A 15276-nucleotide genomic window follows, 5' to 3' on the forward strand; every position below is an offset into this window, starting at 1 on the left:
TGGCCACATTCTTGCTTCTGGTGAGCGGCCCGTCGCACCAGGGATGGGCAGCGCGCTGCCATTCGTGCGCTCAAGCAGCCGTCCACTAAGGAGTCAACGTGATCGATGGGCAACCGCTCGCCTGCTTCCAGCCCTTCATCGATACCGCCACGGGGCTGATCGCCGGCGTCGAAGCCCTCGGCCGCCTGCGCCAACCCGACGGCAGCCTGCAGTCGGTGGGCCCGCTGTTCGTCGACTCCCGGCAATCACCCTCGCTGCTCCGCCGTCTCGACCGGCAGTTGCGGGAGCACGCGCTGCAACGCCTGCACGAGGCGCCGACGGACTGGTTCCTCAGCCTGAACATCTCGCCCCGCTGGATCAGCCGGCTGCGGCCCGGCCAGACCTTGCCGAGCCTCAAGCAACTGCAACGCTTCGGCGTGCCTGCCGAGCGCATCGTCTTCGAGATCACCGAACTGGGCGGTGCCAGCCAGCGCCTGGCGGACGTGGTGGCGCGCTACCGCGAAGCCGGTGCGCGCATCGCCATCGACGATTTCGGGGCGGGCTACTCGCAGCTCGACCGGGTACTGGCCCTGCAGCCGGACATCCTCAAGCTGGACATGCGGCTGTTCCAGGCGGCGGCGCGCGGCGGCCCCAGCGGCGAGGTGGTCAAGGCGCTGGCGCAGATGGCGGAGAAGACCGGCTGCTGGATCATCGCCGAGGGCGTGGAAACCGAGGCCGAGTTGGATTTTGCCCTCGAATGCGGCGCCCGCTACGTGCAGGGCTACCTGTTCGCCGCGCCCCAACAGGAGTTCTTCGCCTCCAACGCCTTCGTCGAGCGCTTCGCCCGACTGCGTGACCGTTACGTACAACGCAAGCTGGCCGAACGCGCGCAGTGGATGACCCTGCGGCGCCAGCTCAACCAGTTGATGTCACGCCTGCGCGGCTGGGCCGAGTGCGAGGCACCGATGTCCGAGCTGCTCAGTCCCGACGACTGTCCCTGGCTGCTGCGCGTCTACCAATGCGATCGCCACGGCACCCAGATCACCCCGAACCTGCAGTGGCGCGACGGCGCCTGGGAGGAAGACGCGAGCTTCCGGGGACACAACTGGTCTTGGCGCCCGTACTTCTACCAGTTGCTGGCCGAAGGCTGGGAAGAGCGGCGCCTGACGCTGTCCAGCACCTACCGCGACGCCACCACCAACCAGTACTGCCTCACCGCCGGACAGTTCATCGACAACGGCCGACGCCTGTTGCTGCTGGACATCGATGCGGCCTGTCTCCAGATAGATCACGGCTGAGTTAGAGTAGGGCCTTCAGCCACTGAACGGCGAGGACAGGCCTTGGACTGGCAGACCCTGCTCACCCGCGAACGCCTCGGCAAGCCGGTGCACAGCACCGATGAACTGGGCCGCAGCCCCTTCCACAAGGATCACGACCGCATCATCTTCTCCGGGGCCTTCCGTCGTCTCGGACGCAAGACCCAGGTGCATCCGGTCTCCAGCAACGACCACATCCACACCCGCCTCACCCATTCCCTGGAAGTGAGCTGTGTCGGACGCTCCCTGGGCATGCGCGTGGGCGAAACCCTGAGGGACGCCCTTCCCGCCTGGTGCGATCCCTCGGACCTCGGCGTGATCGTCCAGTCCGCCTGCCTGGCCCACGACATCGGCAACCCGCCCTTCGGCCATTCCGGCGAGGACGCCATCCGACACTGGTTCGAGCAGGCGGCCAACCGCGGCTGGCTGGACAGCATGAGCGACGCCGAGCGGGCCGACTTCCTGAGCTTCGAAGGCAACGCCCAGGGGCTGCGGGTCCTGACGCAGCTGGAGTACCACCAGTTCGACGGCGGCATGCGCCTGACCTACGCGACGCTCGGCACTTACCTCAAGTACCCCTGGACGTCCCGGCATGCCGAAGCCCTGGGCTACAAGAAGCACAAGTTCGGCTGCTACCAAAGCGAGCTGCCCCTGCTGGAGCAGATCGCCACCAAGCTGGAGTTGCCGCGCCTCGATGAACACCGCTGGGCACGCCATCCGCTGGTTTACCTGATGGAGGCCGCGGACGACATCTGCTATGGCCTGATCGACCTGGAAGACGGCCTGGAGATGGAGCTGCTGAACTACGCGGAGGTGGAAGCGCTGCTGCTGGGCCTGGTGGGTGACGACCTCCCGGAAACCTACCGCCAACTGGGGCCCCGGGATTCGCGCCGACGCAAGCTGGCCATCCTGCGAGGCAAGGCCATCGAGCACCTCACCAACGCCGCCGCCCGCGCCTTCGTCGAGCAGCAGGACGCCCTGCTGGCGGGCACCCTGCAGGGTGATCTGGTGGAGCATATGCACGGCCCGGCCAAACGCTGCGTGCTCCACGCCAAGGCCATCGCACGGGAGAAGATCTTTCAGGACAAGCGCAAGACCCTCCACGAGATCGGCGCCTACACCACCCTGGAGATTCTCCTCAACGCCTTCTGCGGCGCCGCCCTGGAACAGCACGGAGGACGCACGCCCTCCTTCAAGCACCGGCGTATCCTCGACCTCCTTGGCAACAATGCGCCGCATCCGGACTGGCCGCTCTATCGCTCCTTCGTCCGGGTGCTGGATTTCATCGCCGGCATGACCGACAGCTACGCAACCGAGATGGCCCGGGAAATGACCGGCCGCTCCAGCCCGACCTGAGCCCCACCAAGGAACCTCGCGGATGCGAACCCTGTTCAGACGAAGCCTGCGCTGGCACGCGGGACCACCGGCCTGGGGCCCGGCCCTGATGGCGGGCATGGGCTGCGGACTGCCGTTGATGCTCGGCCTGTTCACCAGCCACAGCGGATTTCTCTGGGCGGCGACCGGCGCCTTCCAGGCCGCCCTGGCCAACCCCTTCCACCGCCTGGGCATGCTGCGCATGACCTTGCTCACCGGGCTCGGCGCCCTCTGCGCCGGCATCGGATTCTGGGCGGCCAGCCACCCGATGCTCAGCCTGTCCTGCTTCGCCCTGATGGGCCTGCTGCTGGCGCTGCTGCAACGTCATGGCGTCGAACTGGGCAAGCTGGGGGTGGGACTGGCCGCCTGCCTCTGCCTCGGCCAGGGCCAGGCGGGCCTCGGCAACCTGCACAACGGGCTGGCGGTGGGCGCGCTGTTCGCCATAGGCGGGCTCTGGGTCATGCTGCTGGCGTTCGCCCTTCGCGGTGCGCGCGGGCTGCGGCTGTGGCCGCTGATGCCCCGACTCGACGGCTTCTCGCGGGTGCTTCGCCGCCACGCCCAGCGCCTTCCCCAGCGGCTCTGGCTGATTCACGCGGCGGCCTGCACCCTGGCTGGCGCCCTCGCGGGCGTGGCCGTCAACCTCTCCGGCCTGCCCCGGGGCTACTGGCTGACCCTGACGGTGATGACCAGCCTCCAGATGGACCTGGACAGCAGCCTTGAGCGTGGCATCCAGCGCTGCCTCGGCAGCCTGGCGGGTGCGCTGATCCTCATCGGCGTGGGCAACTGGCTGCAGGACCCGGCGCTGCTGGTGGCCTGCATGCTGCCGTTGATCGTCCTGAGCCGGGCCTTCATCGCGCAGCACTACGGGCTCTTCGTGATGCAGACCACCCTCTGCTTCGTGCTGCTGGCGGAAAGCCTCTCGCGCGACTGGCACCTGCCGGAATTGCGCCTCTACAACACCCTGCTGGGCACGGTGCTGGCCGTGGCGGTGGCCTATCTGGCGCACCGTGCGCGCTTGCGCTGGAAAGACCCGGCCCGCCAACCGGACGATGCGCGCCTGGGCGAGTGAGTGGTAGCGGGAGCGGCCCAGCGCGCCCCGCCAACTCGGAACTGCATCGCAGCGGGCCGGCGAGGCGTGGTCAGATCAGGGCGTTACGGTTGGCGAACTCCACCAGTTCGATCAGGGAGCGGGCGTTGAGCTTGAGCAACAGTCGGGTCTTGTAGGTGCTGACGGTCTTGTTGCTGATGAACATCTCCTCGGCGATTTCCTTGTTGCTGTAGCCATTGGCGAGGAACTTCAGCACCACCAGTTCACGGTCCGACAAGCGCCCGATCAGATCCGCCTCGTCGGGCAGGCCGATATGCCGCTTTCCAGACCGGATCACATCGCTGGGGAAGTAGCTGTAGCCCGAGAGCACCGCCCGCACGGCGGCGGTCACCTCGGCCAGGTCGCCTTCCTTGCAGACGAACCCTGCGGCACCGGCCTGCATGCAGCGAGTGGCATAGTGGTTGGGATTCTGTCCGGTGAGGACCAGTACCCGCATGGGCAGGTCCAGGGCGTTGAGGCGGGCGATCACGTCCAGCCCGCCCAGTTTGGGAATGCCGATATCCAGCACCACCAGGTCGGGCTGATGCTCACGGGCCAGCGCGATGGCGTCGACCCCATTGTCGGTCTCGGCCACTATCTCGTAGCCCTCCCGGTCCAGCAGGAGGCGCACGGCGAGACGTATCACCGGGTGGTCGTCGACCACCATGACGCGGTAGGCGGATTCGTTCCCGGCCTCGAGAAAATCATCCAGATTGACCAGTTTGCTCACGGCTGCTCTCCCTTGGCGCCATTGGAGGCTGCCAAGATAGAGAACGCCATCACGCTGTCGAACCCCGGGACCAGCGTTAAGGAAGGCACCTACCCCAGCTTGGGCTGTGTCCTACGTGACCGGGCTTTTTTCAACGGGAACGATCCTTTGCATCCAGGGTAATAGTCGCCAAATAACCACCCGGAACACCAAAGACCCACGCCTCCGCTACCCTTTTCTCCAGGGAGGATTCCCGCCTTCCCAGGACTCTCCGCACGGCTCGCCAGACGCCCTCGCGACCCGGACATGGCAAATTGCACGACGCCGTCACCTGCCTCATCTATGCTCCTGTAGCCCCCAGGGACCAGGGGCCAAAGGAGCAGCCACAATGCCGCAATCGTTCGCCGGGCGCCGATTCCCCCTGCATGTCCACATCAGCTTTCTCTTCACCCTGCTTCTGCTGATTACCGGCGTTGTGCTGGGCCTGTTCAACTACCGCCAGACCAGCCAGATCATTCTTTCCAGCAGCGACGAACTCTTCGGCCGCATCAGCGAGGAGATGGAAACCGACCTGCGCCATACCTACCAGCCCATCCACCACCTGCTGAACCTGCTGGCGCTGTCCGATACCGACCAGAACCAGGACAGCGCGGCGCGCATGAAGGCCCTGCTCAGGCCCATGGCCCAGGCGCTACGGGACAACCCCAAGCTGGCCTCGCTCTACTTCGGCTATGACGACGGCGACTTCTTCATGGTGCGGCCGCTTCGTACCGAGGCCCTGAAAACCCTCTTCGACGCGCCGGAAGGGGCCGCCTACCAGATCTGGAGCATCGAGCGCGACAACCTCGCCAGGGCGCAGTCCCAGTCCTTCTACCTGGACGCCGATCTCAACGAGATCAGCCGTCGCCAGGAACTCAGCGAGCGCTACGACCCCCGCGGGCGACCCTGGTACCACGGTGCCCTGGAGGACGGCGGCGTCATCACCACCGCGCCCTATGTGTTCTTCTCCAGCAGGGCGGTGGGGACCACCCTGGCCCGCTCGGCCGGTGACGACGCCGTACTGGGCGCCGACCTGACCCTGGACGACCTGTCGTCCACCCTTGCCAAGCACCGGGTGACCGCCTCCACCGAAGTGGTGCTTTACCAACCCGACGGCCGCGCCGTGGCATACCCCGACGCCAGCAAGCTGGTGCAGGGAACCAACGGCACCCCGAAACTGGGCGAGGTGAAGACCTTCAACCGCCCCCTGGAAGCCCTGATGGCGTTGCCCCTCGATGGCGACCTGCGCAGCAGCCTCGAGATCGACGGCCGTCGCTGGGTCCTGGCCCGGCAGCACCTGCGGGAAGGCGGCCCCCAGGGACTCCAGTTGAGCATCCTCGTGCCCGAAGACGAACTGCTGGAAGATGCCTACCGGATCCGCTGGCAAGGGGGCGTGCTGACCCTGGCGATCCTGCTCCTGTGCATCCCCCTGGGCATCCTGATGTCACGCATCCTGGTCAAGCCGTTGCGGGCCCTGGTGACCCAGGCAGAAGCCATCCGCAGCTTCAACTTCGACCTGCCGGCCATGGGCCGCTCGCCGGTGCTGGAAGTGGACCAGTTGGCGGTGGCCATGGCGCGGATGAAAGAAACCCTGAGCAGCTTCCTCGACATCGCCGCCAGCCTCTCGGCGGAGACCCGTTTCGACCATCTGCTGCATCGGGTACTGGCGGAAACCATCGACATCAGCGAAGCCTCCGGCGGCCTGCTCTACCTGATCGACAGCCAGAAGCAGCGCCTCGAACCCCAGGGCCTGATCCTCAAGGGCGAAGTGCTTGACCTGGCCGAGCACGGCCTCCACGGCGTCGGCCTGGACAGCACGACCCTGCCACACTGGCTCGACCTTCCAGCCCACGGCGGCCCCAGCCAGTCGCACTCCTTCGGCTTCGACCAGGCCGGGCCCTACCGCGACATCCTCCAGTCCCTCGAGAGCCCCAGGGCGCATCTGGTCAGCGTCGGCCTGCACAACCGCCAGGGCATCACCATCGGCGTGCTGGTGCTCCTGCACAGCGACATCGGGATGGAGTCACGCCCCGCGCTGCTGAAGCCGGAGCGCATCGCCTTCGTCGAGGCCATTTCCGGCGTCGCGGCCCTGTGCATCGAAAGCCAGCGCCTGCTGGAGAGGCAGAAGCACCTGCTGGACGCCTTCATCCAGTTGCTGGCCGGCGCCATCGACGCCAAGAGCCCCTACACCGGCGGCCACTGCCAGCGGGTGCCCGAGCTCACCCTGATGCTGGCCCAGGCCGCCGCCGGCAGCGAGGCGCCTCCATTCCGCAGCTTCAATCCCTCCGACGAGGACTGGGAGGCGCTGCACATCGCCGCCTGGCTCCATGATTGCGGCAAGATCACCACGCCGGAGTACGTGGTGGACAAGGCCACCAAGCTGGAAACCCTGTACGACCGCATCCACGAAATCCGCACCCGCTTCGAGGTGCTCAAGCGCGATACCTGGGTGGATTACTGGAAGGCACGGGCGGAAGGCGCGGACGAGGCCGCCCAGGCACAAGTGCGGGACGAGAAACTGCGTGCCCTGGACGAGGAGTTCGCCTTTATCGCCCGCTGCAACCTGGGTGGCGAGGCCATGGCCGAAGCCGACCTGGAGCGCCTGAAGTCCATCGCGTCGCGAACCTGGACCCGAACCCTGGACAACCGCCTGGGCATCTCCTGGGAAGAAGCCCAGCGCTTCGCCCGCACGCCGCCGCAGCCGCTCCCGGTGACCGAGCCGCTGCTGGCGGACCGTCCCGACCACCTCTTCGAGCGGGCGGCCAGCGAGGTGATCGCACCGGACAATCCCTGGGGCTTCAGGCTCCAGGTGCCGGCCTACAAGTTCAACCGCGGCGAGCTGTACAACCTCTCGATCGGCCGTGGGACGCTCACCGAGGAGGAGCGTTACATCATCAACCACCACATCGTGCAAACCATCCTGATGCTCAACCACCTGCCCTTCCCGCCCCACCTCGCGAACGTGGCGGAGATCGCCGGTGGGCACCACGAGAAAATGGACGGAACGGGCTATCCGAAGCGCCTCAGCCGCGACGAGATGAGCCTGCCGGCGCGCATGATGGCCATCGCCGATATCTTCGAGGCGCTGACGGCGGTCGACCGGCCCTACAAGAAAGGCAAGACCCTGTCCGAAGCCCTGGGCATCATGTGCGGAATGTGCCGGGGCGCCCACGTGGACCCCGACCTGTTCGGCCTGTTCATCCGCGCCGGCGTCTACCAGGAATACGCCCGGCGCTTCCTGAAGCCGGAGCAGATCGATGCAGTGGATGAGGCGGCCATCCTGGAGAAAGCGGGGCTGACCGCTGAAAGCTGATGGCGCGACCATGCCCGCCTCGGCCACTCGGGCGGATTCCTTGCGCCTGAAACAAGAAAGGCGCCCCTTGGGGCGCCTCTCTTCACGTCGACGCCTGTCAGGCGTTGACGGGATTCTCCGGATACCACACGTCGATCAGCGGGCTCACGGTGTAACCGGCCAGCTCGGCCTGGCCCTGGCCCAGCCAGGCCTCGACCTGCGCACGCTGCTCAGCGGTCACCGAGCCACGCTTGCCGAGGCAGACGAAACCATAGTCCTCGGAGCCGATGAAACCGAGGCCATTGCCTTCGATGGCCTGCTCGATGAAGCGCTCGAAGAACACCGATACCGCTTCCGCGTCCAGGCCCTCCTTGTAGCTCAGGGTGATCTCGAAACCCAGTTCCTGGAATTCATCGACGCACAGCTTCTTGCGCAGGCGACGGGAGCGATTGGTGGCCATGTGGCGTTTCCTCGGCAGTTTTGACGGGCGGCACTCTAGCAGCTTCCGGCGCAACTTGCCCGCTCGCGAGCGCGCCTGGGTTGCACCGGCAGACGAAATGATCGGCCGACAGGTTCAGTCGCCGCAGGCTTGCGGCATAATGTTGCGATTTCCCGAACTGCCGTGGGAACACCTGCCATGTCATGCATTTTCTTCACCCGCCCTCGCCTGGAGGGCAATCGCTGATGTTCAAGTCCATCCGTACCCTGGCCCTCGCCGCCCTGATCCTGCCCTGCGCGCTGCCGCTTTCCGCCGCCCAGGTGAACACCGCCCTGCCCGCCAAGGTGCAGAAGGCCCTGGCCGCCAACAAGATTTCCGCCAACTCGCTGTCCCTGGTGACCGTGCCGCTCACCGGCCCCGGCGCCCAGACCCTGGTCAACGCCGACCTGTCGGTGAATCCGGCATCCACCATGAAGCTGATCACCACCTACGCCGCCCTGGAGCTGCTGGGCCCGACCTATCAGTGGAAGACCGAGTTCTACAGCGACGGCGTACTCAAGGACGGCGTGCTCAACGGCAACCTCTACCTCAAGGGTGGCGGCGATCCGAAGCTCAACATGGAAAAGCTCTGGCTGATGATGCGCGACTTGCGCGCCAACGGCGTGCGCCAGGTCACCGGTGACCTGGTGCTGGACCGCAGCTATTTCGTCCCCCCGCAACTGCCCTCCTTCAATGACGACGGCGGCGACGACAACAAGCCCTTCCTCGTCGGCCCCGACTCGCTGCTGGTGAATCTCAAGGCGGTGCGCCTGATCGCCCGCGCCGAGGGGGGCAAGTCCAACCTGGCCATGGAACCGCCCATCGAGAGCATCCGCATCGACAACAAGATCAAGGTGACCAAAGCCGCCAAATGCCCGGCCTGGCCCAATGTGCGCTACAACCCGGTGAGCCAGTTCGACGGCACCACCCTGATCGCCAGCGGCAGCCTGCCGGAAGGTTGCAGCGCCCAGACCTACATGTCCCTGCTTGACCATGCGGGATACGCCGCAGGGGCCGTGCGCGCCTTCTGGAAGGAGCTGGGTGGCAGCATCAACGGGCAGGACCGCCTGGGCGACGTGCCGAAAGGCGCCAAGCTGCTGGCCCGTTCCTTCTCGCCGGACCTGGTGGAAGTCATCCGCGACATCAACAAGTACAGCAACAACACCATGGCCCAGCAGCTGTTCCTCAGCATCGGCGCGCGCTACCGCACCGAGGCCGACGGCGACGACGCCAAGGCCGCGCAGCGGGTGATCCGCAACTGGCTGGCGAAGAAAGGCATCACCGCGCCCCATCTGGTGATGGAGAACGGTTCGGGCCTGTCCCGCGCGGAACGCGTCAGCGCACGGGAAATGGCCACCATCCTCCAGGCCGCCTGGCACAGCCCCTACGCCGCCGAGTTCATCGCCTCCATGCCGCTGGTGGCGATGGACGGCACCATGCGCAAGCGCCTGCGCCGCACCGCCCTGGAGGGCGAGGCCCATATCAAGACCGGCACCCTGAACAACGTCCGCGCCATCGCCGGCTACAGCCGCGACAAGAACGGCAATACCTGGGCCGTGGTGGCCATCCTCAATGACCCGCGCCCCTGGGGCGCCTCGGCCATCCTCGACCAGTTGCTGGTGGATCTGTATCGCCAGCCCAAGAGCGTGGCCAACAGCGACTGAGCCCGATCCGGGGGCCGTCCAGCACGGCCCCTGCGTCAGTCGGCGATGCGGATCTGGTTGCGGCCGCCCTGCTTGGCCGCATAGACGGCCGCATCCACCCGCCGCAACAGGTCATCCGCCGTTTCCCCCTCGCGCCAGCCGGCACAACCGAAGCTGGCGGTGACCTGCCCCACCCCCGCCACCGGATCACGCCCCATCGCCTGCCAGAGCGCCTGGGCCAGGGCGGCGGCCTGCTCGACATTGGTGTCCGGGCAAAGCACCACGAACTCCTCCCCGCCCAGCCGGCAGAGCACGTCGATACGCCGCAACCGCTCGCCTACGCGCTCGCACAGGCTCTTGAGCACCCGATCCCCGGCCTCGTGACCATGGCAATCGTTGATCTGCTTGAAGTGGTCGACATCCAGCATCACCAGCGCCAGGGGCCCTTCCCGCCGCTCCGCCCGGGCGATCTCGAGTTCGAGCCGCTCCTGGAAATAACGCCGGTTATAGACGCCGGTGAGGGCATCGGTGACCGACAGCGCCCGCAGCTCCTGCTCCACCAGCTTCAGCCCGGTGATGTCGGAGATGTAGCCGTGCCAGAGCGTCCCGCCATCCTCGCTGCGTTCCGGCACCGACTCGCCCCGCAGCCAACGCAGGCCCTGGCGAGGCAGCAGCACGCGGAAGTCCTCCCGCCACTGGGCAAGCTGCTCGGCGGATCGGCGAATGGACGACTGCACCCGTTCGAGATCCTCCGGGTGCACACGCGCCAGCAAGCCGTTGGCGTCCTCGCGGACCCTTTCCGCGTCCACCTCGAACACCTGGTGGATACCGGCACTGGTGTAGGGGAAGCTGAAGCGGCCATCCGGGCCCATGCGGAACTGGTAGATCATCCCCGGCACACGGGCACTGAGCTTCTCCAGCAGGCGGTCGCGGGCCTCCAGGGCCTGCTGCACCTGTTTGCGCTCGGTCACGTCGAGGGCCACGCCGAGGTAGCCCACCGGCACGTCACGCTCGTCCCGTACCCCGGTGAGGATCAGGCTGCAGGTCAGGCGACTGCCATCGCGACGTAGGAAGGTCCACTCGCGCTCATCGTAGTGACCGTCGGCGGTCACCTCCTCCATGTAGGCCTGGAAATCGGGCACCGCCCTGCCCAGTCGCTGCCCCAGCTCCCGGCAGCGCTCGCGGACCTCGTTCTCCAGGTGCAGCACCACCGGGTGGCGACCGATCATTTCCAGGGCGCGGTAACCGAACATGCGCTCGGCGCCGACATTGAATTGCAGGATGGCGCCCCTCAGGTCGGTACCGATGATCGCCACCTGGGTGGCCGCATTGAGCAGCCCGCGCAGTTGGCCATGAGCAATGGCCAGCTGCAGCTCCACGGCCTTGCTGGAACTGATGTCGGTCTGGGTGCCGATCATCCGCAGCGGCAGGCCCTCCTTGTTGCGCTCCACCACCCGCCCCCGATCCAGCACCCAGATCCAGCGACCATCCTTGTGCAGCATGCGGTGCTGGCTCTGGTAGACCGCGCTGGCGCCTCGCAGGTGGCGCTCCAGCTCCGCGCGGGCCAGGGGTTGGTCCTGGGGATGAATCAGGCGGTAGCGCGACTCCGTGCTGTCCGCCACGTCCTCCTCGGCGTAGCCCAGCATGGTCTTCCAGCCCCGCGAAAGGAAAATCCGGCCGGACTGCGGCTCCCAATCCCAGACGCCATGCCCCGCACCGTCCAGGGCGAAGCTCCAGCGTTCCTCGCTCTGCTGCAGTTCGTGCTCCCGCTGGCGCAGCTCCAGGGTCCGTTCGGCCACCAGGGTCAGGGCGTGCTGGCGCTGGTTGAGCAGGAGCAGCAAGTAGCCGGCCAGCAACAGGGTGAAGGCCAGCCCGCTGATGCCCACCAGGTCGGCGGTGGAGAACGGCGAGCCGGCCAGGAAGGCGGCACTGGGCAGCACCTCCAGCAGGTACTGGCGATCGGCGAAGGGCACCACACGCCGCTGCAGCAGATCGCTGTCGACGGCCTCCCCGCTCTGGTAGATGAGCTGCTCATGGCCCTCGTCGCTGACATCGCTGACCCGCATCACCAGGCTTTCCAGGCTGCGGGGGGCGATGGCGGCCTCCATTTCGAGATTGAGGCTCATCACCGAGACCACGAATCCCCGCAGGTCGGTATCGCCCGGCGGGCTGCTCCAATGGACCGGTGCCGCCAGTACCACGCCGCTGGCTTCGCGCTCCACCACGCCGATCAGCCTGAGCCGTTCGGTCACGGCGACACCCTGGATGCGCTGCGCCTTCGAGAGGGCCGCGCGGCGCTCGGGGCTGGAAGCCATGTCCATGCCCACGGGTACCTGGTCGAGGCGCGAGGCGACGCTGTAGTAAATGGGAAAATACTCGTCGCGACGGGGGCTCGGCACCAGGGCCCCATCCTTGAGATCACGAATGCCGAACCCCTTCAGCCCCTCGCTGCGGGCGCGTGCCTCGAAGGCTTCACGCTCGGCCCCGGCGACACGCGGCACCCAGGAGTAGACCAGGGTGTCGCCCAGCAGAGGCTCGACGAAGCCCTGGAACTCGCTTGACGTCACCACGCGGGAATTGCTGAAGAAGCGCCGGACGGCGTCCAGCTCTCGAAGTTGTCCGTCCAGGCGCTCCTGGATACGGCTGATGCGCTCGCCAGCCGCCAGGTTGAAGCGTTCGCGCAACTGCTCTTCCTCGGCGCTGCGCACCGCTTCGCTGAGCAGGAGCGTGAGCCCGCCACCACCGAACAGGACCAGGCCACACACCAGCCACACCAGCGGGCGGCCGGACAGCAAGGCTGACAGGGCGGATTTTTCGTTGGCAAGCGACTGCATGCTCACGTCTCGAATGGAGGATAGGAAAGTCCGTCCCTGAGAGCGTCAACATAGCCAGAATAGTGGCACTTTGCCTAGCAGGTATCGCAAGTCGCCGACCGTCCTGAGCAAATGCCGGACGGCCGGGGCGAGCAGTCACCTCACCGGGGAGACTCAGCGGGTGGTGAAACGCCAGGCGCGGTGGATCTTCGTGTTGCGGGCGAAGTCCGGGTCCAGGGTCTCGGCGCTGATCTCGGTGACCGCGTAGCGGGCGGCCAGGTCCTCATCCAGCTGGAACTTGCGGAAGTTGTTGGAGAAGTACAGCACTCCGCCCGGCGCCAGTCGCGCCATGGCCAGGTCCAGCAGGCGGCCATGGTCACGCTGCACGTCGAAGACCCCTTCCATCCGCTTGGAATTGGAGAAGGTGGGGGGGTCGATGAAGATCAGGTCGTACTCGCCGCGATCCTCTTCGAGCCAGGCCAGTACGTCGCCCTGCTGCAACCGGTGCTTGTCGGAGAAGCCGTTCAGCGACAGGTTGCGTCGCGCCCAGTCCAGGTAGGTCTTCGACAGGTCGACGCTGGTGGTGCTGCGAACGCCGCCCTTGGCCGCATGCACGCTGGCGGTGGCGGTGTAGCAGAACAGGTTGAGGAAGCGCTTGCCGGCCGCCTCGCGCTGGATGCGCAGGCGCATGGGGCGATGGTCGAGGAACAGGCCGGTGTCCAGGTAGTCGGTGAGGTTCACCAGCAGCTTCACGCCGCCCTCGCTGACCTCCATGAAGCGGCCTTCGGCGCCCTGGCGCTCGTACTGGCGGGTCCCACTCTGGCGCTCACGGCGCTTGACCACCACGCGGGAGGGGTCGAGCTGCAACGCCTGGGGAATCGCCGCCAGGGCGTCCAGCAGACGGGCCTGGGCCTTTTCCGGGTCGATGGAGCGCGGGGGCGCGTACTCCTGCACATGCACCCAGTCGCCGTAGAGGTCCACCGCCAGGGCGTACTCCGGCATGTCGGCGTCATACAGGCGGTAGCACTGCACGCCTTCCTTGCGCGCCCACTTGCCCAGTTGCTTGAGGTTCTTCTGCAGGCGGTTGGCGAACATCTGCCCCCCCTCGGACAGACGCGCCGGCTCGCTTCGGGGCGCCGCAGGGTCGGCGTCGCCGGACGGACGACGCTCGCCGGTGACGAACTGCTCCGGCAACACCTTCAGCAGCAGGAGTTTGCACGCCAGGGCGCCGTTCCAGAAGGCGTACTGCTTGTGGCTGCGAATGCCCATCCGCTTGCCCAGCTCCGGCGCGCCGGTGAACACCGCCGCTTCCCAACCGAGGCAGGACTGGCGCAAGCGCTCGCCCAGGTGCTGGTAGAGGTACAGCAGGCTGGCTTCATCGCCCAGGCGCTCGCCGTAGGGCGGGTTGCTGATCACCAGGCCTTTCTGGTTCTGGTCCGGTCGCGGCTCGAAGGTCGCCAGTTCACCCTGGTAGATCTTCACCCAGTCGCCGAGACCGGCTCGCTCGATGTTGTTGCGACCAGGCTGGATGAGGCGCGGGTCGGCCTCATAACCCCGGATCCAAAGCGCCGGACGGGCCAGGCCGGCTTCCGCGCGTGCCCGGGCCTCCTCGTGGAGTTTCTTCCACAACGCCGGCACGTGGCCGAGCCAGTTGGAGAAACCCCAGCGTTCGCGCTTGAGGTTGGGGGCGATATCGGCAGCCATCATCGCGGCCTCCACCAGGAAGGTCCCGACGCCACACATGGGGTCCGCCAGGGCGCCCCCCTCGGCGGCGATGCGCGGCCAGCCGGCGCGGATCAGGATGGCGGCGGCGAGGTTCTCCTTCAGCGGTGCGGCACCCTGCTGCAGGCGATAGCCGCGCTGGTGCAGGCTGTGGCCGGCCAGGTCCAGGGAGAGGATCGCCTCCCCCTTCTCCAGGCGCAGGTGAATTCGCAGGTCCGGATTGACCTTGTCGATCGACGGACGCTCGCCGCTGGCGGTTCGGAGCTTGTCGACAATGGCGTCCTTCACCTTGAGCGCACCGAAGTGGGTATTGTCGATGCCCGAACCGTGACCGCTGAATTCCACCGCCAGGCTGCCGTTGGGCATCAGGTGGTCGTGCCAGTCCACCGCCAGAACCCCCTGGTAGAGCTCCTCGGCGTTACGCACGGGAAAGCGCTTGAGTACCAGCAGCACGCGGTTGGCCAGCCTCGACCAGAGGCAGAGCCGGTAGGCCGTCTCCAGGTCACCCTGGCCGCGCACCGCAGCCACCTGCTCGCGGACCTCCTCCAGGCCAAGTTGCGTGGCCTCCTCGGCCAGCAGGCCCTCCAGGCTCTTGGGGCAGGTGAGAAAAAGTTCGTAGCGGTCCGACATGGGAGATCCAGGGCCTTTCTGAGGCGATCAGCGGCACAGACAACAGGCTGTGCGGTAACAGAATGTGTGACGTAAGGTCGCGAAACGGCCCTTCGTCGGAATTGAAACATCGTGCTCGCATGCACAAAGACAACTAGCACTGCGACATCAAGACTCCGGCCAGCCCTTAAACCACGGGGCTTAGACCGAAAAGT

Annotated in this window: 9 protein-coding genes; 5 read left to right on the top strand and 4 right to left on the bottom strand. The window is 66.7% G+C overall.

Going from position 1 to position 15276, the window contains the following annotated elements; genetic code table 11:
- Positions 1-98: 98 nt before the first annotated feature.
- Genes KF707C_RS17665 through KF707C_RS17675 form a run of 3 tightly spaced genes read left to right on the top strand, consistent with a single transcriptional unit; the run spans position 99 to position 3738 of the window.
- Positions 99-1277, top strand: a complete 1179-nt coding sequence (locus KF707C_RS17665) for an EAL domain-containing protein (protein ID WP_003456348.1) — start codon at positions 99-101, stop codon at positions 1275-1277.
- Between the two features lie 42 nt (positions 1278-1319).
- A complete protein-coding gene (locus KF707C_RS17670; protein ID WP_003456350.1) occupies positions 1320-2651 on the top strand; it encodes a deoxyguanosinetriphosphate triphosphohydrolase in 1332 nt (443 codons plus the stop codon).
- Positions 2652-2673: 22 nt separating this feature from the next.
- Positions 2674-3738, top strand: coding sequence for an FUSC family protein (locus KF707C_RS17675; protein ID WP_003456351.1), 1065 nt, complete (start codon positions 2674-2676; stop codon positions 3736-3738).
- 70 nt (positions 3739-3808) lie between these two features.
- Here KF707C_RS17675 and KF707C_RS17680 read toward each other — a convergent pair whose 3' ends face one another.
- Positions 3809-4423: a response regulator transcription factor gene (locus KF707C_RS17680; RefSeq protein WP_036994050.1), complete on the bottom strand. Its 615-nt coding sequence runs from the start codon at positions 4421-4423 to the stop codon at positions 3809-3811.
- Positions 4424-4853: 430 nt separating this feature from the next.
- Between KF707C_RS17680 and KF707C_RS17685 the strand changes: the two genes are divergently transcribed.
- Entirely contained in the window at positions 4854-7817 is a 2964-nt protein-coding gene (locus KF707C_RS17685; protein WP_003456363.1) for an HD domain-containing phosphohydrolase, read from the top strand.
- A 97-nt stretch (positions 7818-7914) separates the two neighbouring features.
- On the opposite strand, the gene KF707C_RS17690 is transcribed toward KF707C_RS17685, so the two are convergent.
- Positions 7915-8256, bottom strand: coding sequence for a YggL 50S ribosome-binding family protein (locus tag KF707C_RS17690; protein ID WP_003456365.1), 342 nt, complete (start codon positions 8254-8256; stop codon positions 7915-7917).
- Between the two features lie 224 nt (positions 8257-8480).
- Between KF707C_RS17690 and dacB the strand changes: the two genes are divergently transcribed.
- On the top strand, positions 8481-9938 hold the full coding sequence (dacB, locus tag KF707C_RS17695) for a D-alanyl-D-alanine carboxypeptidase/D-alanyl-D-alanine endopeptidase (protein ID WP_003456370.1): 1458 nt from the start codon (positions 8481-8483) through the stop codon (positions 9936-9938).
- A gap of 35 nt (positions 9939-9973) precedes the next feature.
- Here the strand turns inward: dacB and KF707C_RS17700 are convergent, their stop codons facing one another.
- Both KF707C_RS17700 and rlmKL read right to left on the bottom strand, forming a co-directional pair.
- Entirely contained in the window at positions 9974-12751 is a 2778-nt protein-coding gene (locus KF707C_RS17700) for a sensor domain-containing diguanylate cyclase (RefSeq protein WP_003456373.1), read from the bottom strand.
- A 153-nt stretch (positions 12752-12904) separates the two neighbouring features.
- Positions 12905-15082, bottom strand: a complete 2178-nt coding sequence (gene rlmKL / locus KF707C_RS17705; RefSeq protein WP_003456374.1) for a bifunctional 23S rRNA (guanine(2069)-N(7))-methyltransferase RlmK/23S rRNA (guanine(2445)-N(2))-methyltransferase RlmL — start codon at positions 15080-15082, stop codon at positions 12905-12907.
- Positions 15083-15276 lie beyond the last annotated feature (194 nt).

Origin of the sequence: Pseudomonas furukawaii (assembly GCF_002355475.1) — a bacterium.
Taxonomy (GTDB): domain Bacteria; phylum Pseudomonadota; class Gammaproteobacteria; order Pseudomonadales; family Pseudomonadaceae; genus Metapseudomonas; species Metapseudomonas furukawaii.

What these genes read in the sequence shown, in the direction of transcription:
- KF707C_RS17690 (WP_003456365.1), bottom strand. Translation starts at nt 8,256, where the DNA reads ATGGCCACCAATCGCTCCCGTCGCCTGCGCAAGAAGCTGTGCGTCGAT.
- KF707C_RS17675 (WP_003456351.1), top strand. Translation starts at nt 2,674, where the DNA reads ATGCGAACCCTGTTCAGACGAAGCCTGCGCTGGCACGCGGGACCACCG.
- KF707C_RS17700 (WP_003456373.1), bottom strand. Translation starts at nt 12,751, where the DNA reads ATGCAGTCGCTTGCCAACGAAAAATCCGCCCTGTCAGCCTTGCTGTCC.
- KF707C_RS17680 (WP_036994050.1), bottom strand. Translation starts at nt 4,423, where the DNA reads ATGGTGGTCGACGACCACCCGGTGATACGTCTCGCCGTGCGCCTCCTG.
- dacB (WP_003456370.1), top strand. Translation starts at nt 8,481, where the DNA reads ATGTTCAAGTCCATCCGTACCCTGGCCCTCGCCGCCCTGATCCTGCCC.
- rlmKL (WP_003456374.1), bottom strand. Translation starts at nt 15,082, where the DNA reads ATGTCGGACCGCTACGAACTTTTTCTCACCTGCCCCAAGAGCCTGGAG.
- KF707C_RS17685 (WP_003456363.1), top strand. Translation starts at nt 4,854, where the DNA reads ATGCCGCAATCGTTCGCCGGGCGCCGATTCCCCCTGCATGTCCACATC.